This is a genomic window from Pseudomonas sp. SDO524_S393 (assembly GCF_054071875.1).
Map to the genome: position 1 here is coordinate 1 of NZ_JBSVVZ010000042.1, position 20,602 is coordinate 20,602.

The window sequence follows — 20,602 nt, forward strand, 5'->3', positions numbered from 1 at the left end:
GGTGGTTCAGCCAACCTATTCTTTGACTGACACACCGCATTCGCGAGCAAGCCCGCTCCCACATTGGTTCTGTTTCGGTTTCAAGATCGCATACGCAGGTTCATGCCCCCACCGCCTGCATCCGGCTCGACCGGAAATCCTTGGGCGACTGTTCGAACTGCTTCTTGAACGAGCGGCTGAAATGCGCCGAGTCGGTAAACCCCCATTTGTAGGCAATCGAGGTGATCGACTCGCTGCGCAGGAACGGGTTGGTCAGGTCATCGGCACTGCGTTTGAGCCGGGCGCGCTGGATGTAGCGGCAGACGCTGTCGTCCTGCTCCTCGAACAGGCGGTACAAATGCCGCACCGAGATGTTCAGCCGATTGGCCAGGCCGATCGGGCTCAGGCCTGGCTGGCTCAGTGACTCGTCGATGACTTTCTGCACATAGCTGCGCAGGTTGGTGCCCTGCAACGAGGCCAGGGCTTCACGGCACTCATCGCCATGCTCCAGGGCCGAGCCCAACAGCGAGACGAACGCCGTTTGCAGGGCCTCCACTTCACCGCCGCCGTCTTCGGTGTCGTCCTTGCACAGTTGGTCCATCAGCACATGCAGCATGCGCCCGCAGGCCTTGGTCGAGGAGATCTTGCCGAAGGCCCGAGCCTCGCCGCCCAGGTGCTTGCAGACCTCGGGGCGCGAAAGCGACAGGGAGGCGTGTTCGATCAGGCCGAAGGGGGTGATTTCGATGGAGCCCACCGAGTCCATCAACAGCATCTCGCCGGGGGCCAATTGCAGGGTCTGGCCGTTCTGCACGATCTGCGAATAACCACTGCGCTGGCTGACCAGGAAACAATCCTGGTCATTGTCGTGATCAGCGTGGTGCGCCGGGCGTTTGATCAGCCCGGCATTGGTGCGCAGGATGGCCAGGCCGCGCGGGAGGTTGTGGATCTCGCCAATGAACAGCGAGCGGTTGAACGCCAGCTCTGTGTCGAAATGCCCGCACGCGTCGCGCAGTTCGCGGTTCCAGGTGTCGAGCCCATCGTGTACCTGCTGTGGAATGCTCATGGGGTGTCTCCGCAATGGCTTCTTTTTGTTGTTCTCGCGCAATAGTTAACATGTTATCTATATGCACGCAACACTTAACCTGACGGCCATTACGCAAGCATTAAGAGTGCCATTCAGAGGTGAGATAAAACCCGCTGCAAACCTGCCAGGCTCGTCAGCAAATGTTCGCGCTGTACGAGGCTCAAGGCGATGTAACGTCGGAATGCGGGCAGGCGATTGACCACCTCGCTGCCGCCCATGTGCTCCAGGCGCACGCACCATTGCTGGTCCTCGAGTTCGATGCGCAGGCGCTTGAAATCCAGAGGCATCAGCGCCTGGAACAGCTCGGTGTCCGCCTGCAATCGCGCCTGCAATTCACGGCCCAGCGCCTGGTTGCCCGAGCGGCGGCGCACGCGCAGCCCGCTGCGTCGAATCGCGCCGCCATGGTGCACCTCGAAGCTGCCGGTACCACCTGTCGAAGCAGGAATGCGCAGCACGAACTCGGTCAGCACCAGGTGCATCAGCCATTGCGACTCGGTGCGCTCGACAATCTCGAACGCCCGCCCCTCGATTTCCAGCGTCGCCAGCCCCAGGTTGCGCCGCAGGTGGGCCAGGGTCACCCCGGGCCGGTAACCGGTCGGGGCGCGGTCGGCGCGCAACAGTTCAAACAGTTTTTGCCGCAAAGTCGCCATAGCCATCATCAGCCTGCCCTGGTTGATTGCTGAATTCCTTCGCCAGCACCTCCTCCACGGAGGCCGGCTTGAACGGGTTGACCTTTTGCACCACGAGGGTCCAGAACAGCGCATACGCCGCCGTACCACCCAGCATCACGCCGAACGGTACGTAAATGTCGGCCGGGTTCATCCCGGGGGGTGTGATGAACCACATGCCCAGCAGGATGCCGATGCTCGACACAATCTGCGGCAGCGGAAACCACGGTGAGCGATACGCCCGTGGCAGGTCGGGCCGACGAATGCGCAGGCTGATCACCGACACCGTCACCAGCAGGTAGGCAAAGCTCCACGCGCACACCGCCGCCAGCACCAGGTGCAGGATGTTGTCGGTGTTGCCGCCCAGGTACAGCGCGTGCAGGCAGGGAATCAGCATCGCCACCAGAATGCACACCAGCGGCGTCTTGAAGCGCGGGTGCAGGTAGGTGAACACCTTGGGCAACGCCCCGTCCACCGCCATGCCGTAGAGAATGCGCGGCACGCCGGCCATCAAGGTGTTGATGGTGGCCGCGCCGGCAAACAGAAAGCCGATGCCCAGCCAAAGCGGTCCAATCTGCCCCATGACCTGTTCGGCGAACCGGGGAATGGCCATGGGCGTGTCCAGCAGGTGCACACCGGTGGCGGCGTCGAGTACCAGGTTTTCCACCTGGCGCTTCATCGCGGCGCCATAGATGAACATGCACGAAGCCACCCCCAGCAGCCCGAGCATCATCGCGCGCGGCATCACCTTGGCCGACTGGCGCAGGTCCGGCGCCAGCGGGGTGACGAACTCGCAACCGACGAACATGAACATCGCCATGCCCACCAGCGACAGCACCGTCACCAGGTCGGTGCCCACCAGCGATTCACCGAACCAGCCGTCCAGTTGCACCGCCGGCGCGGCGATCAGGCCCAGCACACCGAAGACCATCAGCGTGGTCCACATACCGAAGGTGAGGATGATTTCCGCCCGGCCAAACGCACTGACACCGAAGGCATTCAGCACGCCGAACACCACCACGAAGCCCACGCCCAGCAACCATGAGCCACCGGCCGATTCCGCCAGGGTATTGAGGTGTTCGAAGTTCACCAGCGCCATGACCCCGGACAGGATCGTCTCGGCGGTGCCGGCGAACACATGCACGATCAAGTAGGCCGACAAGGTGCCGGTGATCGCAAAGAACCGGCCCATGCCGCAGTTGATGTAGTCATACACCGAACCGGTGGTGGGCAATATCGAGGCGGCTTCGGAAAACGTCGTGGCCTGCGCCAGCATCATCACCACGGCAATCAGCATCGCCAGGGCAAACGCACCGCCACCGATGCCGAACCCCGTGGTGGCGGTGAGAATCACCGGGCTGGCCATGATCAGGCCGATGGTGCTGGCCAATGCGGTGGGGAAACCTACCGTGCCCCGGTTGAGGTGCGCGGTGAGTCGGTCGTTGATCGACATGGTGGGGTCCTCGAAAGCGGTTTTTTTTAGTGTGTTGGCACTCTGCGCCCCACCCGGGTTGGTCGTCTTGCCCCTGTCTGCCGCCGATTTTGTTGCTGCCTGCCACGCCACGCGGCCTGGCGGCCAGGGTCAATTCCCTGGCACGCAGAGGAAAGACTTGCCCCTGTGCCACTCGCCCTAATGCGCCCTCACTCTAACCAAGCTGGGGACAATAACAATGGAGCACTCACTGAAAAACCGTCGCTTGCGCCAGACGGTCGGCCTGGGCATCGCCCTGCTCGCCGGCCAGGTTCAGGCCATCGAGTTGTACGCCGATGCCGACACCAAAGTCACCGGCAACTTCCTTGCCGTATACGGTCTGTTCAACAGCCCGAAAAACTACGATGGTCGCACCGGCGGTTCCACTTGGCGCGAAGCGTTCATCAAGTACGGCCTGAGCGTGGACCAGAGCCTGGGCCACTTCGGCGGGGTGTACGGCACGGCCAACCTGGTGAGTTCCGGCACCTGGGGCGATGGCGATGCGTCCGGGGTCACGACGGGCAAGGAGCGCACCACCAAGTTCGACGAAGCCTTCGCCGGCTGGCGCTCCGGCGAGCTGTTCCCGGCGCTGGGCAAGGACGGCGTGGACCTGTCGTTTGGCCGGCAGATCATCACCCTGGGCGACGGTTTTATCGTCAACGATGACGGCCCCAACCTGGGCAAGGGCGTGGGCGACGGGCAGTTCAATCGCGGCGGCGCCTACTACATCGCCGCGCGCCATGCGTTCGACAAGACCGCGGTGATTCGCCTGGGCGGCAAGGACGGCGTGCACGGCAGCCTGATGTGGTTCAAATCCGACAACCCGGCCCAGGCCATGAGCGAAATGGCCGCCGGGACCCTGGAATACAGCGCCGCGCCAGGCACCCTGGGGCTCACTTACCTGCACGGTATCGATGTGGACGAACGCTACGCCACCGACCTGCAACGCCAGCGCAAGGGCATGAACCTCTACAGCGTGCGTGGCAGCGGCAGCGCCGGCATCGACAACGCGCACTTCGCCTTCGAACTGGCCCGCCAGGACCGTCGCGACAGCCAGCAAAATGCCGGCTACGCCGAAGCGGGCTACACCTTCGCCGACCTGCCCTGGTCGCCGGACCTGACCTACCGCTACGCGCGCTATTCAAAAGATTGGGACGGAATGTTCGCAGGTTTCAACCGTGGCTACGGCACCTGGGTCCAGGGCGAAGTGGCGGGCAACTATTCCGGCCCGTACAACAGCAACACGGCGGTGCAACACGTGGCGTTGAAGGTCAAGCCCGTGGAAAACCTCACCCTGGGCGCGTTGTTCTTCGACTACAACACCGTCAGCACCCGGGGCCAGTTGAACCTGGATGGCCGCGAGCTGGACCTGTACGCCGAATGGGCGGTGAACGAACACCTGATCATCACGCCGCTGCTCGGCCTCTACAAACCCGACAAGTCGGCAGAGACCGGCGGCAACCAGGTCGGCGGCAACGGCACCAACGTCTACAGTCAGTTGGTGGTGGCCGTGCCGTTCTGACCCCCCTCGGGCGCGCACGGACGCAGCGCCCGCACTTCCGCGTATGCGCCCTGGTGATACAACAGCGGCGAGCGGCCAAAATCGTCGAAGGCCACCACCTTGCCGATCATGATCCAGTGGTCGCCGCCGTCCACCTGCTGGTACTTCTCGCAATGAAACCGCGCCGAGCAATCGGCGAACACCGGTGATCCCCCTTCTCCCGGCTCGTACTCGATCAGGGCGAAGCGGTCGTCACGGGGGCGCGCGAAGTTATTGGACAGGTGCACCTGGTCGGCTGCCAGCACATTCACCGCGAAATGGCTGGCCTCCTCGAACACCGCGTGGCTGTTGGAACGTTTATCGATGCTCCACAGTACCAGCGGCGGGTCGAGGGATACCGAGTTGAAACTGTTGGCGGTCACGCCCACCTTGCGCCCGGAGGCAGTGGCGGCGGTGACGACGGTCACGCCAGTGGCGAAGTTGCCCAGGGCGCGGCGAAAGGCCCGTGGGTCGAAAAGGCGGCTGTCAGACATGCAAGGCTCCCGGGCACCGTCGAGGGGCGCCCTGATGGTTGTAGTGAAAAGTCGTTGTCACACCATGCTCGGGTCGGGCTCCAGGCCCATCAGCTCACGGCCAAGGATCTGCGCGCAGACGTCGTAGTCGGTATAGGCATGGGCACCGGTCATATGGGAGTCGCGGAACAGGCGCTGCATTTCGTTGTGTTCGAACCAGGCGTTGCCGCCGGCGGCGGCGAACAGCCGGTCGACGGCCTCGATGCACATCTTGGTGGCATAGGCCTGGTTGGTGCGCCAGAACGCCAGGGTTCCGCGGCTCGGATAACGCTGCGCGGCGCTGTGTTCGGCGTGTTCCTGCCAAGTCTTTTCGAGGAAGGCACGGGCGGCGGCCACCTGATGGGTGGACTCGGCCAGGCGCATCAAGGCCGGCGTCGCCGCGCCTACCGCTGCGCCGGTATAGGCACGCACGCGGTTTTTGGTTTTTTCGCGGAACACCTCGAGCATGCGCTCGGCCACGCCCAGGCTGACGGTGGAAAAACCACTGGCGAAATACGGACGGTACGGCGCGTAGAAAATCTGGCTGTCGGGGTAGAGGCCAAAACCTGCGGACTTGCCTTCCATCATGTCCCTGGCTTTCTGGATGCGGTGTTCGGGCACCCAGGCGTTGTCGATGATCAGGGTCTTGGTGCCGCTGCCTTTCATGCCGGCGGCGTGCCAGTCATCACGGATCTGGTAGTCGCTGCGCGGCAGCACGGCAAAGCAGTAATCCAGAGTGCCTTCGGCGTTCTGTCGACGGCAGCCGACAATCGCCCACTCGCCGTGGTCGCAGCCGCTGCTCCAGCCCATTTCACCGCTGAAATACACACCGCCCTCACCTTCCACTACCCGGCCAAACGGCGCGATGCTGCTGCTGGCGGTGGCATCCGGGTTATCGCCCCAGACCTCTGCCTGCAATTGCGCCGAGAACAGCGCCAACTGGTGACTGTGGGTGCACAGCAGGCTCATGGCCCAGGCCGTGCTCGCGCAACTGCCGGCGAGCAAGGCGATGCAATCGGCGAACTGCGGCAGCGACAGCTCCAGGCCACCGAAAGCCTTGGGTTGAAAAGCCCGGTGCAGGCCGATGCTTTTGAGCAGGGCGATGTTTTCATCCGGCACTTGGCGTTGTCGCTCGGCAAGGCTGGCGTTCGCGGCAATGATCGGCAAGAGAGGCTTGAGGTCTTCAAGGAGCGGGTTTGGCTTTTTCATGGACGGCCCTGCTTGTTATTAGTAGCCCGACGCTTGATCCCTCTGAAGGAACAGCGCGGGGTGCAGGGCCAGTATCGACCGCGTCGCCCAGGCCGAAAATGCACGTTCCACAGGCAAGGTTGTACTTTTCACAGGGCGCCGTCAGCGCGGTGGCAGCCACAGACATAGCCTGCGGCAGGCACAGACAAGCGCCTCGCCCCCGCGCTGGTTACCCTCGGTTTTTCCTTTGTGAACTGCCAGGACCCTGCCATGAGCGATCTTCCGCTGCTGCCCCACGTCGAAGCCTTTTTGCGTCGCCGCCATGGGCTGTTTATCGACGGCGTCACCGTACGCAGCCATGGCGACCAGACCCTGGCCGTGACCAACCCGGCCAACAATCAGGTGATCGCAAGGGTCGCGGACGCGGACCTGGCCGACATCGACCTCGCGGTCGACTCGGCCACCCGGGGTTTTGAGGTCTGGTCGCAAACCGCGCCCGCAGCGCGCGGCAACGTGCTGCTCAAACTCGCCGATTTGCTGGAGCGTCATCGCGAAGAACTGGCGCAGATCGAGACGTGCCAGTCGGGCAAGATCATCCAGGTTTCCCGCGCGTTCGAGGTCGACCAGGCCGCACACTTCCTGCGCTATTACGCCGGTTGGGCCACCAAACTCAGTGGTCAGACCCTTACGCCGTCGCTTCCCTCGTTCAACGGCGAACGCTACACCGCCTTCACCCTGCGTGAACCGGTAGGCGTGGTGGTGGGCATCGTGCCGTGGAATTTTTCCACCATGATCGCCATCTGGAAACTCGCGTCGGCCCTGGTGACCGGTTGCAGCATCATCATCAAGCCCAGCGAATTCACACCGCTGACGATCCTGCGCATCGCTGAACTGGCGATCGAGGCCGGGTTGCCGCCTGGCGTGCTCAATGTGCTCACCGGCGGTGGGCATGTGGGCAGGGGCCTGGTGGAACACCCGGGCACCCACAAGGTGTCGTTCACCGGTTCCGTGCCCACCGGCATTGCCGTCGGACGCAGCGCCATGGGCGCCGGCCTGACCCGTGCGACCCTGGAACTGGGGGGCAAAAATGCCGCCGGTTTCCTGCCCGACATGGACCTGGACAAGATCGTGGAGGGCGTCATCGAAGCGGGTTTCCTGCACTCCGGGCAAATCTGCGCCGCCGCCGAGCGCTTCTACGTGCACCGCTCGCAGATCGAGGCGGTGCTGGAAAAACTCAAGCAGCGCCTCAGCCGTCTGACCATCGGTTCGCCGCTGGACGAACGCACCGAATTCGGCCCGGTGACCCATCGCCAGCACCAGCTGAAACTGCTCGGTTACTGCGCCCAGGCCCGCGCCGAACACAACACGATCATCCATGGCGGCACCCTGATCGACCGTCCCGGCTGCTACATCGAACCCACGGTGATCCTGGCCAACAGCCCCAGTGACACCCTGCTCAACGAAGAAACCTTCGGCCCCATCGCCACCTTCCTGCCCTACGACAGCGAAGACGAACTGCTGGCACTGATGAACCATGGCCCCTACGGCCTGAGCGCCAGCCTGTGGACCAACGACCTGGGCAAGGCCCTGCGCAGCGTGCCGACTCTCCGGGCAGGCACCGTATGGGTGAACATGCACACCCTGCTCGACCCGGCGGTACCGTTTGGGGGCAATCGTTCTTCAGGGATGGGCCGCGAGTTCGGCAGCGCATTCATCGAGGACTACACCGAGCTCAAGTCGGTGATGATTCGGTATTGAGCTGAATCCCCTTCCTGTAGTGAGCGGGCTTGTCCCGTGCTGGGGCGCAGCGGCCCTGAAACCAGGCGCCGCATGGGTATCAGGAAAAATGCGGCGGGCTTGTTGGGGCTGCTTCGCAGCCCAGCGCGGGCGGTGCGACGATTCGACAAGCCCGCTCACTACAAAAAACGCGTCCTTCCCACATCCATCTGGCTCAACACAGAACCACTGTGGTGAGCAGGCTTGTCCTGCGCTGAGGCGCGCAGCGGCCCCAAACCGGGCGCCGCATGGGTATCAGGAAAAACGCGGCGGGCTTGTTGGGGCTCATCATGGGAGCTTGGCTTACCACGATCCCTGGGCCAGGCTGTGCGGCGAAAATTCGCTGAACTGCCAGCGCAGCGCCAGCGCCGCCGGGCGGCGGACCAGCTGTTCCACGGTCACGGTCCACAGACGGTGTGCGCCTTCGAATGCCGCCACTTCCGGCCCGTCGAGGATCAGCGAGGTGCGCCCGAACAGTTGCAGCACGTCCCCCGACTCGAAGTCGATGAACAGCAGCCCCGCCACCGGGTTGACCTGCAGGTTGCCAAGGGTGTTGAAGAACATGTTGCCGGTGAAGTCGGGGATGGTCAGCACGTTGCCGTCGACCCGCACGAAGCCGGTATTGCCGCCACGGTGGGACACATCCACCGAGCGCTCGCCGTCGTTGTCCACGTAGGTGGCGACGAAAAACGTGTCAGCCTGGCGGATCAGCGATTGAGCCGCCCCATCGAGGCCGCTGACGCGTTCAACCTGGGTGCCGGGTTTACGCGCAATCGAATCCACCGGCCGCAGTTGGATGTACTTGGGGCAGTTGCCGTAGGTGTGCACCACGTCCACGGAAAAACCCTCGTGATCCAGGTTGCCGATGTGGCCGTTCATGCGGTTGCGGCGGCGGGTATTCAAGTCGATGCCCAGCAAGCCCACCGAAGCGCCGGGGTGCAACGCCCCGTGTGCCGGGTCGCTGCTGGACGGCAGGCTGTCGATCTGCAACGTCTGCGGGTCCGGTGAGTGCACGAACCCCGGCGCACCCTCCACCAGGGTGGCCCACGGCACGCCCTGCTCATCCACCGCGCCCAGCACCAGGTAAGGCAGCAACGGGTAGAAATCCCGGTGCTGCTCGGGCAGATGGTCGCGAATCACTTTGGGCCCGACCACGGCCATGCGGTCGACGACGCCGGCGCTTTCCTGCAATTGCAGTTCACCGGCATGCCAGGGGGAGCGTTCGATCGGGTTCATGGCAGTCACCTCAAGTTGGATGGGCCCATGCTGCACCCTGCCCGCCGCCGGAGGAATGCACACGGCAGGCAATCCACTGTTACGCCAACTGAAATGCCGGGTGCTCGCGCAGTGCCGTTACGCAATGATCGACAAAACTGCGCACCCGCATCGGCGCATTGCGACCCTCGCGGTAGACCACGTGCACCGGCAACGCCGGCAGTTCATAGGCAGGAAGTACCCGTTGCAACTGGCCATTGAGCAGATGCTCGTGAACCGCGTAACTCTGGCAACGAATCAGCCCGGCGCCATGCACCGCCGCATTGATCGCGCCCTGTACCGTGGCGCAACTGAGCCGTGCACGTGCCCTGAGCTGTCCGCCCTGGAAGTCCCAGTGCACCTGGTCGGCACTGGCGATCAGACGGTGTTGCTTGAGGTCTTCGGGGTGCCGGGGCTCGCCCTTGGCCGCCAGGTAAGCCGGGCTGGCGCAGAGGACATACTTGATATGCCCCACAGGCCGTGCGATCAGCGATGAACTGGGCAGCTCACCGACCAGAATCGCCACGTCCAGCCCTTCTTCGTGCAGGTTCGGGTAATAGTCGTGATAACGGGTGACCAGGCTGACGTCGGGGTACTGATCCATATAGCCGGCCAGGATCGGCGCCATCACGTAGCGGCTGAACAGAAACGGCAGGAACACCCGCACATTGCCCTGGGCCTGCACGTGCAAGCCCTTGGCCGAGGCTTCGGCGGCGTCCACGGCGGCGAGCAGGCGCACGCAGTCGCCCATGTAGGCGTTGCCGGCGTCGGTCAGGCTTACACCCCGGGTACTGCGTTGCAGCAACGGGACTCGCAGGCGTGCTTCGAGCCGCGCAATCGCACGCACCAGGGTCGGGCCGGAGACGTCGGCATCACGCGCCGCCGAAGCCAGGCTGGTGTGCCCGGCCAGGGCCGCGAACAGTTGCATGTCGCGATAACGTTCCATCAGTCGGGCCGCTTGGGCGACGGGTTCAGCGCGATATCCTGGCTGAGGCGATGGGTGAGGAAATCCACAAACGTATTGACCTTGGCCGGTACGCGACCGTTCTTGAAGTACACCACCTGGATCGGCAGCGGTGCCGGCTCGAACGCTTCCAGCACGATCTCCAACTCACCCGCCGCCACGGCCGCCGCGATCTGGTAGGACAGCACCCGCGTCATGCCCCAACCCAGGCGGGCCAGGTTGATCGCGGCGTTGTTGGCCGTAACCACCAGACGCGGTTCGATGGTCACGGTCAGCGGCTGGCCGTCATCGACAAATTGCCACTCGCTCACCAGCAGGCTGGAGGACGACGTGGCGATCTTGGCTTCACGCAGTTGCGAAGGGTGTGAAGGCCGCCCGTGTCGGTCGAGGTAAGCCGGCGATGCGCACACCACCCGGCGTACCTCGCCGACCTTGATCGCATGTTGCCCGGGCTCGTGCAAATGGCCGATGCGCAGGGCCACGTCCACACCCTCGTCAGTCATGTTGACCACACGATCGACCAGCAGCGCATTGAGGTTCACCAGCGGAAAACGGTCGAGGTAATCCCCCAGCACCGGGGCCACGAACAGCTCGCCGAACAGCACCGGCGCGGTCACCGTGAGGTGGCCGCAGGGGATGGAATAACTGCCCGCCGCCGCCTCCTCGGCCTCATCGAGTTCGGCGAGGATGCGTCGGCAGTCTTCCAGGTAACGCTGGCCGGCTTCGGTCAGGTGCAGGCTGCGGGTGGTGCGCGCCAGCAACTGCGTGCCGATGCGCTCTTCCATGGCGGCGATGGCCCGGGTCACACTGGGCGGCGAGGTTTTCAGGCGGCGCGCGGCGGCGGCGAAGCCCTCCTCCTCGGCCACCGCCAGGAATACCTGCATTTCATGAAATCGATCCATCGGCGCCTCTGAAAAATTACTGGGATTGCAGACCGACCGGCGTGCGAACCATGCCGACGAAACCTGGCAGGGCTTCGATGCTGGCGAGCCAGGCGCGTACATGAGGGTAGTCGGCCAGCGACACATTGCCTTCCGGCGCGTGGGACACATAGGTGTAGAAAGCAACGTCGGCGATGGTCGGTTGCTCGCTGGCCAGGAAACGGCTCTGGCTCAGTTGCTGCTCCAGCAGTTGCAACAGCGCGTGGGAACGGCTGATGGCCGCCACGGTGTCGAGTTCGGCACCGAAGACCACCGCCAGGCGTGCGGACGCAGGCCCGGCATGCAGTTGGCCGGCAGCGGTCGACAACCAACGCTGTACGCGAGCCTGCCCGACCGGATCGCTGGGCAGCCATTGGCCCTTGCCGTACTTCGTGGCGAGGTAGACCAGAATGGCATTGGAGTCGGCCAGGACAGTGCCGTTGTCATTGATCGCCGGCACTTGGCCGAAGCTGTTGATCTCGGCAATGAATTGCGCGGTTTTGTGGGCACCCTGCTTGAGGTCCACCAGCACGAATTCACTGGGCAGGCCCAGCAGGGACAGCATCAGTTCCACCCGATGGGAGTGGCCGGACAAAGGAAAACCGTAGAGTTTGATCGCAGGCTGGGACATGGGAAGCTCCAGAGAGTGGGTGGTTGACGACGGGCATGTTCCCCTGCTGCGCTGATCGATGGAATCACCAGGATTTACAATCCAGCATTTCATTCGACGAAACAATCACTCACCGAACCATTCCAGGATGAGCGTGATCTTCAGCGGCCCGTCCGGTTCCGCCCGCATGAAGTCATCGTAGCCCCCCCGGCGCCTGACACCGCGCCAGAATATACACCGGAACCTGGCGCCACAACGAAACCCCACGCGGCGATGCCCGCTGGCTTGCCTCCACAAGTCCGCTTTTACAACCCCATTTCTCCATTTGAGTGGCCGGCAAATCGAGTATGCTTTGCCGCTTTCGATTGCTCGCCAATCGTCACGTTCATGATGGAGTCGCTGCATGCCCAACCTGGATCAGGGCCAACCTGTGCCGATGGACGATACGCCCGTGCGTGTGCCTGACAGCCTGCTCAGCGACCAACTGGACAAGGTTTTGGCCAAGCCTGCGCTGGACGCAGTGCCTTGGAAGGTGCCGGTCGAGGTGCTGGACGACAGGGAGTTCGAGCTGCTGGCTTACCGTTTGTTCCAGGACGGCCAGGGCTCCCATGCAAAGACCCAGTGCAACCTGGGCATCGACCACGACGACACGGCCTTGATGCAAGGTTCGGGCGATATGGGCCGCGACGTGACGCTCTATCGCAAAGGCACTGCGGTCGGGGCTGTGCAATGCAAGCACTATGCAAAGCCATTCGAGCAACCCGACGCCCTGCGCCAGATCTGCCGGTTCATTCTGGCGGCCCGACAGCATCCCGAACTGATGCCGGACCCGCAGAACTTCACCTATGTGCTGATGCTGTCCAGGTCGGCCAACGACAAAACCTCGTCGCTGTTCCGCGAGACAACAACCACCCTGAAGAACAATCCCGACCTGTTGCCCAACGCAGTGCGCGAAGCGCGCGAGGCGTTCAAGAAATTGCAGGCGGTAAGCGAGGCCGAATCGCTGGCCTATGCACGGGACATTCTGGGCAAGATCAAGCTCAAACTGGTTCAGGGCATTGACCTGGCCATCTGGCTCACACAGCGCGACGCCATCTTCGCCAGCTTCTTTCAAACCCGCGTGGTGGTGGACAGGGACGAGGTGCTGGCGCATCTGCTGGATATCAAAAACGCCCTGCGGGGCGATTTCTCCATTGCGTTTCTGGACCGCGCCCGGGATACCTCCGCGCTGGCCATCGCCCGGGCCAACGAGCAGGATGGCGGTCACCGGCAGATCATGCTGGAAGAGGTGTACACCCCGCGAAGCCTCGAAGCCGAGATCGACCGAAGGATCGAAGCTGTGGACCTGGCGTCGGGCGAAGGCACACTGATCGCAGTCATTGCACCCGCCGGCTTCGGCAAGAGCAGCCTGCTCTGGGGGTGCCACCGCCGCTGGAGTGCGCGTGGCGATACCGCAACCCTGACGCTGGCGGCAACGCAACTCGCCACCTTGATCGAGCAGGGGCAGTTCGACAGGGTCCGCGGCACCCTGCTGAACCGTGCGGCCACCCTGCGCGATGGTGGTGTTCGCTTCGTGGTGTACCTGGATACCTTCGACGTACTGATGCACAGCGTGGAACTGTCCACACCCGCATTGGCGCTGCTTTACGAGCTCGTGGAGCACGGGGCCTCGCTGGTGTTCTCCACCAGACCGGAAGAAGTGGCCGACATCAAGTTCGAGAAACTGACGCAGCAAGCCGTCAGGCTATACCTGGGTGAATACGACCCCGAGGAATTCGCCCAGGCATTGAAGACCTATTGCGCGGCGTTCTACCCGAATGCAGACGCCAACGCGCAAGCTGCCCTGCATGCGACGCGACTGACAGACCTCGTTGCCCTGGGCCGCCCGGCTCGGGAGGTTTGCCTCAACCCTTTGGCGTTGCGCATGCTGTTCGAAATCTACGCGCCTGCCGAAGTCCCGGAGAACATCAACTCCGCACAGTTGTATTGGCAATATTTCAAGGAGCGGGTCGCCGGGGATCAACGCGCGGGCATTCCCAAAGCCGCCAGCGCCGGCAAGGACCTTTCAGAGGCAGCCAAAAAAATTGCCCTGGCCATGTTTTCATTACGCGTTCCCGCGCTCAGCCAGCAGAAATTCAATCAGGCGGAGAAACTGGGGATCACCGAGCACGACCGCGCCGAACTGATCAGCCGTCACCTGCTGCGGCGAACCGCCTCACGGGTAGAGTTCTTTCACCAGACGTTCTTCGAATACATCGCGGGCCTGGCATTGGCCGAACAATCGGGCTACGACCCGGCTCACTGCATGGATGACCTGCTGACCCACGCCGATGACAGTTTCGAACTGCCCATTCGTGAACACCAGCTCTGGCACTGCGCCCACCAGCACACATTCGAACCCCATGCGATGGACGCCACGCTTGAGGCCTTGCTCAATCAGTCCCATCCCGGACCGCAAGGTGCAGCCCTGCGTCTGCATATGATGAGTGAAGATGGTTATGAGCCGGCGCGTGCGTATGTGCTGAACAAGGCACGCGAGGGTTCTGTCGAGGTCCTGAAACGTTACTGCCAGTTGATCCATCACTTGGCACCGACCCGGGCCGGTGAAGTCCATTCAATAATCCTGGCCAGCCAGGCTTATCAGAGTTGGGAGGTCGTGAACTGGACATCAAGAATGATGATCTGGCTGTCGCCCCTCGACTGGCCGGCGTGCAAGGCTTTGATTGATGATGATCTGGTAAGTCGCTTGCGCCATGCAGCAAAAGACAGCGGGTATCTTGTTCAGATCGTGACGAATATTCTTCGGGGAGGATTGCGCACGGATGCCGACCTTGTATTGAACATTGCCATAAGCTGCCTGCACCAGTTAAGAGAAAAAGAAACGACTCTGGACTTCCTTGCCCATTGTGCCAAAACCATTAATGAGGACCAGGCGCGTTATCTGGCGACTCAATTACTGCGGTGGAGTGGAAAAAACGCACTGTCTCTTGTGCCTGCCGCAACGCGTTGCCTGGTGACCTTGTGGTCACGATTTCCAAAGCTGTGCGACATACAGGGCGACAGCCTGCCACTGATTGAAAGCACCACCCTAAGGTTGCAGCTGTCTACCCTGGCACAGCTTGATTGCACAGGTTTCAAGCACATTCATTGCCAATTGCTCGCCCGGCTGGATCTCAATCAGAAGCCTGGGGCCCTTCGCGTCCTGCTTGGCCAATTTGTAACTCCGCTGTTGCGCCAGTCAGCCTCTACTTGTGTAACACGGACGCTGGCGATCCAGCAATGTGAACGATTGCTGGAGAACATCGAGATAACGAACACCAGCGGACAGTGGAGCCAATCAGAAGCAGCAAGATGCACGCTGCATTTTGTGGGGCAATTGAAAATACGAGGTGAATGCCCTCCCTCCCTGGAAGCATTCATTACGCAACTGTCTACCCAAGACTGGCTGGACAGTAGAAGCCTCGCGCATCTTTTGCCCATAGCACTGAGCGATGAGGTCATCACCGCTCAGGGTGCATTCGCCACCATCATGGCAACCCCGAAAGACTATCCGCACCACATGGCGGCATTGCGTAAATGGCTGCCAAAGCTCATTCGCACCCCCCACCATCTAGGTATGACCTTGAATCTGGCGGTCGTCGATAAAGCCAGGAGCACGGCGATCTCCGCACTGATCCAAGCGTCCGGATCGGAGGATTGGCAAGGTATGCACGCCGCAGCGTTGCCATACGCCCAGAAGCTGCGGTACCTCTGCCTGGAAGCTGCGACTTCTCATCGCGATGACGAGCGTAAATCCGTCTATCTGTTGCTTGAGTTGCTGATCAAACACGCGCTGATTGACGTTGAAGATGTCGGGTATACCCAACTACTTGAGTGGGCGCTCAATGAAACGCAGCGCCACACCAGAGCCCAACCCGCGTCTCAGGTATTGCTGGTTACCGGCACCACCATGATGACCGCCGAACACACCATCCTGATGCTCTTGAACGCCACGGAAGGTCAGCCCGCCGAGCTGAACGTCCATCTGATCCACCAATTGCAGAGAACCTTGAGCATGCAGGGTTTGCAGTTGAGTGACAGCGTACTGGATAAACTGGTCGAATTTGCCTTGCAACCTGAGCCAACACAATCACAAGTGTGTTTGATGGGCCGGGTGATGGATATACATCTATTTGACAAAAACTGGGCGCGTGCAGACCAGACTGCATTAGCCCTTCTTCGCAGCCCCTCCATCGGCCCTCTCAGTTCCATGCAAAAGGGCCGACTGGGCCATCAGTTGGACAAAACCTTCCAGCGGCTCTACCGCCAATTGTCCGTCACCGAACTCCAGGCCCACTTCGCGGCCTTGCATCATCTGGATGCGCTGCTGGGTCGGCTGGTGGTCGTTGCCTTCTGCAAGGCCGACCGCCCGGACCGGGATATCCTGGCGCAACAACTGATTGATGACAAAAAGATCCATTCGACCCTGCGAACCATCGTCCATGACTACCGACAGCACCGCTGGGTGTGATACCCGGCGCGGCTCCTTTCCGAGGCTGCCCTCCATGCGTAACCTGATCTTCGCCAGCGTCTGCCTGCTGTCCTCGGCGCTCACCGGCTGCCAGCAGACTCCACCGCCCGACGACCAACTCGACGCCGTGCTCTGGACCCAGACTTCCATCGAACACGAGCTGATCTACCGCCAGTTGTTCGCCAACGCCACCCGCCAACTGGACGTGGCCCTGGCCGATCCAGGCTGGGACGCGCTGCCCTTCCCGCCCCGTAACCTGAAGGGGCTGCCGCCGGCGGTGGTGGTGGATATCGATGAAACCCTGCTCGACAACGTGCCGCTCAACGCCCGCGATGTGGTCAACAATCAGGTCTATTCCTACGACCGCTGGAACACCTGGGTCGACCAGGCCAAGGCCCAGGCGTTGCCGGGCTCGGTGGCCTTCCTGCAAGCCGCCCGGCAAAAAGGCATCACGGTCTACTACCTCACCAACCGCGAACACAGCCAGGTCGCGGCCACCGTCGCCAACCTGCGCCTGCGCGGGTTTCCGGTGGAGCGCGACGAACAGGTACTCGCCGCCAGCACACCCACCGGCCATTGCGAAAGCGCCGGCTACGGCAAGGATTGCCGCCGCCAGTGGGTGGCCGCCCATGCGCGGGTGCTGCTGATGGCCGGCGATTCCCTGGGCGACTTCGTGCAGGCCGAACACAACAGCCTCGACGCCCAGCGCAAGGCGGTGGCGCCTTACCTGAACTGGCTGGGCCAGCGCTGGTTCCTGCTGCCCAACCCGACTTACGGCAGCTGGTACAGCGCACCGTATGGGGATGACGAGAAGTTGCCGTTCGAACGCAAACGGCTGATGAAACAGAAGGCGCTGCAATTGCAGGAGTGATGGCGTTGGGGGTGGCGATATGCAAGATGATACTATTGAGCCACTACCCCATATCTGCCTAACACCGTTAGCGCGCAACGCCTCAGGGATCATCACATGCTTGATGAAAGAGACCTACAAGCCAACTTGTTGCTCAAGGACCTCAAAAAACAACAGACTCTTTTTACCCAGCTCCAGGGTCATCAATTCCATCGTTTGGTGCTCTATATACTAGCGATCGCTTCCAACGCCATTAGCCCTCGTGTGCTGCTTAGAGCGCGAGCCGAACTAGATCAGCCCGTCCTGGGCGACGATATTTCCGAGCGCGTGGATGCCTTGATGTTCGCGTGTGAGTTCGAAGCGCGCGAGACCGAAGAAATCATTTCCGTATTGCATAGCCGCGCCTTCACCAGTCTGGCCAGCAGAATCGTCAAACACATAGCGAGTAAATCCAACGATGAAATCGTGCATGTGTTCGATTTTATTTTTCTACAAGCCGTGCACCACGCTTATGGCGTAGATCCACGCCATCCTTCTATCGTCGCAGCCTTAACCAATGGATTGTTACCTGCCGAACACGGGCTGATCGATGCTTTCCCTTACTCGGGTGAGCCTTTTGTTGTCGAGCGCCGCCGACACACGAAAGCCGAGTACTTTCATCTTCCAGCCGCGTTTGGTTATGGCGATCTAGTAAGTCTGCGATTACTCCTGCACGGGTTGAAGTCCACTCCTGTCTACACTCCGGAACTGGCCAGCGTCATAGGCCTGACAGTAATCGACGCTTTGCCGTCGCTGGACGCTCTTCAAGGCGAAACGCTCCAGACACTCTCACAACTTATCGACGACGAAGACTTGAGCAAAAGGACGCTCGTAATCGTCAGGAACACCGACAAGGTGCCAAGGTCAATTATCAGCAGCCTAAAACGCTTCGACTTGCTGGAAGCGGTCATTGACCTGGCCAGTTACGATACACAAGGGCAGCAGATTCGAATCAGCGCCTGGCTACTAAACACCGAAAAAGCTTTCGCCGACCGCACGCTTTGTCTGGATGTGAGTCCGCTGGCGAACCTCTCCAACGATGTGGATGCGCTATCGGCGGCCTGGTTCGCCGCCGCCGTCGTGGACCTCTGGAGCAGCCGTTATCAGTTTCGGCTGGGACGCTACCCTGAAGTCAAGGCAGGTCCTTTGAAAGGCCTGTTCACCCAGATGTTCGACAAAGGGTATGTGGACATTCCTGGCGTGTGCGAGCTATTGCCGTCCAGCGATGTGCTGAGGCAGAAACTCACCGCCACCACCCTTCTGCAAAAACCTCCAACACCGCCCGAATGGTCGTTGCTGGATCAACGCCCTCTGCTCCATCTGCTGACGAATTCCACCGCGCCGTTCTGTGCCTACGTGATTGGCAACAACGGTGTGGGCAAGAGCCTGCTGCTGGCATCCCTGATCAGTGTTCTGGACGACAAAAGAATCCCTTCGGCCGGGCTCGCATTCGGGCTGTCGGACCGATTTCCCTTGAGGAAAAAGGCGTCCGATGAAAGCCTGTTCGCGTATTTGGGCAACCGCACCGCCAGCACCGGCCATTCGTATCAGCAGGCGTCACGTGCACTGACCAGGCAACTGATTCAGGTATACACCAGCCCCTCACGACTCGCGCTCTTCTCTCTTGCGCTGGATCAGCTTGAGTTCAAGCATCAGCAATACCTGGTCCCCGTCGACGTATCGGACAGGCAATTGAGCCATGGCGGACAGGCGCAGAATGTCTGGCCGCTGTCATCAATTCCCGAGGACAATCAACCCTTGCGGGATGAAACCAGACAACGCGGCTATGAGTTGGCGCTGATACGCAAGAAAAGCAACGACCTCGTCCGCTTCAGCCAGCTGAGTTCCGGCGAGCAGCAGATCATCACGCTGTTCAGCAAGATCGCCGCCCACGCCAAACCCGGCATGGTGTTCCTGATCGACGAGCCCGAGATCAGCCTGCATGTACAGTGGCAGCAAGCCTTGCCTGGCCTGTTGAGCGAGATCGCCAGACAGGCCGAGTGCAGCTTCGTGATCGCCACCCACTCCCCAACCCTGGTCGCCAATGCCCAGGCACCCGACACCCACTGCTTTCTGGCCAGGGACCAGGCGTTGACGAGCATTCCCCTGGAACACCGCCACTCCGTCGAGACCATCCTGCTGGAAGGGTTCAAGGTCTATACGCCACATAACCGCGAGGTCCATGAGCGCTGCGCAGCCCTGGTGTCACGCGCCATCCAGTTGACGAACCAGGCGGCTCGCGTGGACACCGTCCAAAGGGATGAGATGACCGCCACACTGGACGAAATGGCCAAGACCATGACAGACAGCGCCAAGAACAAGGGACGACGCTTCGAGCAAGACTTGAGCCTGATCGAGCAGGCCAAACGTGCGATTAACGAAACCTATGCCCTCGCGGACCAGGGAGAACGTGCATGACCTTCTGCACACTGCCCTCGCCCCGTGACATGACCCGTGAATATCAGGCCTACCGAGCCCAGCCCCACGAAAAACAGAAACTGCGTGCCAGTGCCTTGCAGGTCATCCGCACGTTCCGAAAACAGGCGCAGACCCGGGACAATACCGTGTGGGCGCGCTTCAGTGCCTACGTACACCCGGTCACATCCGAGGTCAGCGGCGTAAAAATCAAACGGGCCCTGCGGCTTTTCCTGACGCGTCGTCAAGAGCACCGCTGCTGCTACTGTCGCCGCTGGTTGATGAACAACGCGTATGCCAGCCCGATCGAACACATCCTGCCCAAAAGCACGTACCCACAGTTCGCCTTGCAGTTCTGGAACCTGGCGCTGTCGTGCTACCACTGCAACGAGCTGAAGAAAAAAGACGATTGGGGCCGATTCGCAGCGCACCATCCCCACTATCCGCAACCGGCGGCGGCGGCACACTTTTTTCATCCCCGGTACCACGACTACAACGAGCATGTGCGTTTCTTTCGGATCGAATCCAACCACGGCTATTTGAGCGCCTTCAATGGCATCACCGACCAGGGCCGGCATTTGTGCACCCACTTGCTGTGCAAAATCGCCGGCAAGGAAAGCCTGTGCCAAAGCACACCGGCGGTGGCAGAGTTCCTGGCGGTGATGGAAGCGTTCCAGGGCTCCCCGGAGGAACCGCCACGTACCGCGCTTGAAGCCTTCCGGGCAGAACTGGATAACGCAATCATGGCTCGGCTCGACGATGCAGGTGCCACTGCCGCCTGATCTTTTTCAGGCACACCGCCCACTTATCGAACCCCTCGAA

14 protein-coding genes and 1 pseudogene are annotated in these 20,602 nt (G+C 61.6%); 6 read left to right on the forward strand and 9 right to left on the reverse strand.

The genetic code is table 11. The annotated features are described in order from the left end of the window. Window positions 1-100: 100 nt before the first annotated feature. From feaR to ACW9IB_RS18560, 3 genes are all read right to left on the reverse strand, one after another. Window positions 101-1,042, reverse strand: a complete 942-nt coding sequence (gene feaR, locus ACW9IB_RS18550) for a transcriptional regulator FeaR (protein ID WP_457367331.1) — start codon at window positions 1,040-1,042, stop codon at window positions 101-103. Between the two features lie 113 nt (window positions 1,043-1,155). Then, window positions 1,156-1,722 (reverse strand): DUF3156 family protein, encoded by a 567-nt coding sequence (locus tag ACW9IB_RS18555; RefSeq protein WP_457367330.1) that lies wholly within the window; start codon window positions 1,720-1,722, stop codon window positions 1,156-1,158. After that, a complete protein-coding gene (locus ACW9IB_RS18560; protein WP_457414835.1) occupies window positions 1,685-3,184 on the reverse strand; it encodes an APC family permease in 1,500 nt (499 codons plus the stop codon). Before ACW9IB_RS18560 ends, ACW9IB_RS18555 begins: the two co-directional genes overlap by 38 nt. Window positions 3,185-3,401: 217 nt before the next feature. Between ACW9IB_RS18560 and ACW9IB_RS18565 the strand changes: the two genes are divergently transcribed. Beyond that, window positions 3,402-4,724: a hypothetical protein gene (locus tag ACW9IB_RS18565; protein ID WP_457367328.1), complete on the forward strand. Its 1,323-nt coding sequence runs from the start codon at window positions 3,402-3,404 to the stop codon at window positions 4,722-4,724. 32 nt (window positions 4,725-4,756) lie between these two features. Here the strand turns inward: ACW9IB_RS18565 and ACW9IB_RS18570 are convergent. Next, window positions 4,757-5,236, reverse strand: a pseudogene (locus ACW9IB_RS18570) (flavin reductase family protein); the annotation flags it as partial. A 57-nt stretch (window positions 5,237-5,293) separates the two neighbouring features. Beyond that, window positions 5,294-6,463, reverse strand: a complete 1,170-nt coding sequence (locus ACW9IB_RS18575; RefSeq protein ID WP_457414836.1) for a p-hydroxyphenylacetate 3-hydroxylase oxygenase component — start codon at window positions 6,461-6,463, stop codon at window positions 5,294-5,296. A gap of 249 nt (window positions 6,464-6,712) precedes the next feature. Here ACW9IB_RS18575 and ACW9IB_RS18580 point away from each other — a divergent pair, with 249 nt between their 5' ends. After that, the gene (locus ACW9IB_RS18580) at window positions 6,713-8,200 is read left to right on the forward strand and encodes an aldehyde dehydrogenase family protein (protein WP_457414838.1); all 1,488 of its coding nucleotides are present in this window, start codon (window positions 6,713-6,715) and stop codon (window positions 8,198-8,200) included. A 321-nt stretch (window positions 8,201-8,521) separates the two neighbouring features. On the opposite strand, the gene ACW9IB_RS18585 is transcribed toward ACW9IB_RS18580, so the two are convergent. The 4 genes from ACW9IB_RS18585 to ACW9IB_RS18600 all read right to left on the reverse strand — a co-directional run bounded on the left by ACW9IB_RS18585 (window position 8,522) and on the right by ACW9IB_RS18600 (window position 11,987). Next, window positions 8,522-9,454 (reverse strand): flavin-nucleotide-binding protein, encoded by a 933-nt coding sequence (locus tag ACW9IB_RS18585; RefSeq protein WP_457414840.1) that lies wholly within the window; start codon window positions 9,452-9,454, stop codon window positions 8,522-8,524. Between the two features lie 79 nt (window positions 9,455-9,533). Next, window positions 9,534-10,418 carry a LysR family transcriptional regulator gene (locus ACW9IB_RS18590; RefSeq protein WP_457414841.1) on the reverse strand — a complete coding sequence of 295 codons (885 nt, stop codon included), beginning with the start codon at window positions 10,416-10,418 and terminating at the stop codon, window positions 9,534-9,536. Next, complete coding sequence (locus tag ACW9IB_RS18595; protein WP_457414843.1) at window positions 10,418-11,338, reverse strand: LysR family transcriptional regulator; 921 nt, start codon at window positions 11,336-11,338, stop codon at window positions 10,418-10,420. Before ACW9IB_RS18595 ends, ACW9IB_RS18590 begins: the two co-directional genes overlap by 1 nt. A gap of 16 nt (window positions 11,339-11,354) precedes the next feature. Continuing rightward, window positions 11,355-11,987 (reverse strand): glutathione S-transferase family protein, encoded by a 633-nt coding sequence (locus ACW9IB_RS18600; protein WP_457367322.1) that lies wholly within the window; start codon window positions 11,985-11,987, stop codon window positions 11,355-11,357. 382 nt (window positions 11,988-12,369) lie between these two features. On the opposite strand from ACW9IB_RS18600, the gene ACW9IB_RS18605 reads away from it, so the two are divergent. The 4 genes from ACW9IB_RS18605 (at window position 12,370) to ACW9IB_RS18620 (ending at window position 20,562) form a co-directional block, all read left to right on the forward strand. Beyond that, window positions 12,370-16,476, forward strand: coding sequence for a hypothetical protein (locus tag ACW9IB_RS18605; RefSeq protein ID WP_457414845.1), 4,107 nt, complete (start codon window positions 12,370-12,372; stop codon window positions 16,474-16,476). Window positions 16,477-16,510: 34 nt separating this feature from the next. Next, complete coding sequence (locus tag ACW9IB_RS18610; protein ID WP_457414846.1) at window positions 16,511-17,347, forward strand: 5'-nucleotidase, lipoprotein e(P4) family; 837 nt, start codon at window positions 16,511-16,513, stop codon at window positions 17,345-17,347. 96 nt (window positions 17,348-17,443) lie between these two features. After that, on the forward strand, window positions 17,444-19,783 hold the full coding sequence (locus ACW9IB_RS18615; protein WP_457414847.1) for an AAA family ATPase: 2,340 nt from the start codon (window positions 17,444-17,446) through the stop codon (window positions 19,781-19,783). Continuing rightward, window positions 19,780-20,562, forward strand: a complete 783-nt coding sequence (locus ACW9IB_RS18620) for an HNH endonuclease (protein ID WP_457414849.1) — start codon at window positions 19,780-19,782, stop codon at window positions 20,560-20,562. Before ACW9IB_RS18615 ends, ACW9IB_RS18620 begins: the two co-directional genes overlap by 4 nt. The last annotated feature ends 40 nt before the right edge of the window (window positions 20,563-20,602 follow it).

Excerpts from the sequence above, each read along its gene's own strand:
- feaR (WP_457367331.1), bottom strand. The coding sequence starts at position 1,042 with ATGAGCATTCCACAGCAGGTACACGATGGGCTCGACACCTGGAACCGC.
- ACW9IB_RS18555 (WP_457367330.1), bottom strand. The coding sequence starts at position 1,722 with ATGATGGCTATGGCGACTTTGCGGCAAAAACTGTTTGAACTGTTGCGC.
- ACW9IB_RS18560 (WP_457414835.1), bottom strand. The coding sequence starts at position 3,184 with ATGTCGATCAACGACCGACTCACCGCGCACCTCAACCGGGGCACGGTA.
- ACW9IB_RS18565 (WP_457367328.1), top strand. The coding sequence starts at position 3,402 with ATGGAGCACTCACTGAAAAACCGTCGCTTGCGCCAGACGGTCGGCCTG.
- ACW9IB_RS18575 (WP_457414836.1), bottom strand. The coding sequence starts at position 6,463 with ATGAAAAAGCCAAACCCGCTCCTTGAAGACCTCAAGCCTCTCTTGCCG.
- ACW9IB_RS18580 (WP_457414838.1), top strand. The coding sequence starts at position 6,713 with ATGAGCGATCTTCCGCTGCTGCCCCACGTCGAAGCCTTTTTGCGTCGC.
- ACW9IB_RS18585 (WP_457414840.1), bottom strand. The coding sequence starts at position 9,454 with ATGAACCCGATCGAACGCTCCCCCTGGCATGCCGGTGAACTGCAATTG.
- ACW9IB_RS18590 (WP_457414841.1), bottom strand. The coding sequence starts at position 10,418 with ATGGAACGTTATCGCGACATGCAACTGTTCGCGGCCCTGGCCGGGCAC.
- ACW9IB_RS18595 (WP_457414843.1), bottom strand. The coding sequence starts at position 11,338 with ATGGATCGATTTCATGAAATGCAGGTATTCCTGGCGGTGGCCGAGGAG.
- ACW9IB_RS18600 (WP_457367322.1), bottom strand. The coding sequence starts at position 11,987 with ATGTCCCAGCCTGCGATCAAACTCTACGGTTTTCCTTTGTCCGGCCAC.
- ACW9IB_RS18605 (WP_457414845.1), top strand. The coding sequence starts at position 12,370 with ATGCCCAACCTGGATCAGGGCCAACCTGTGCCGATGGACGATACGCCC.
- ACW9IB_RS18610 (WP_457414846.1), top strand. The coding sequence starts at position 16,511 with ATGCGTAACCTGATCTTCGCCAGCGTCTGCCTGCTGTCCTCGGCGCTC.
- ACW9IB_RS18615 (WP_457414847.1), top strand. The coding sequence starts at position 17,444 with ATGCTTGATGAAAGAGACCTACAAGCCAACTTGTTGCTCAAGGACCTC.
- ACW9IB_RS18620 (WP_457414849.1), top strand. The coding sequence starts at position 19,780 with ATGACCTTCTGCACACTGCCCTCGCCCCGTGACATGACCCGTGAATAT.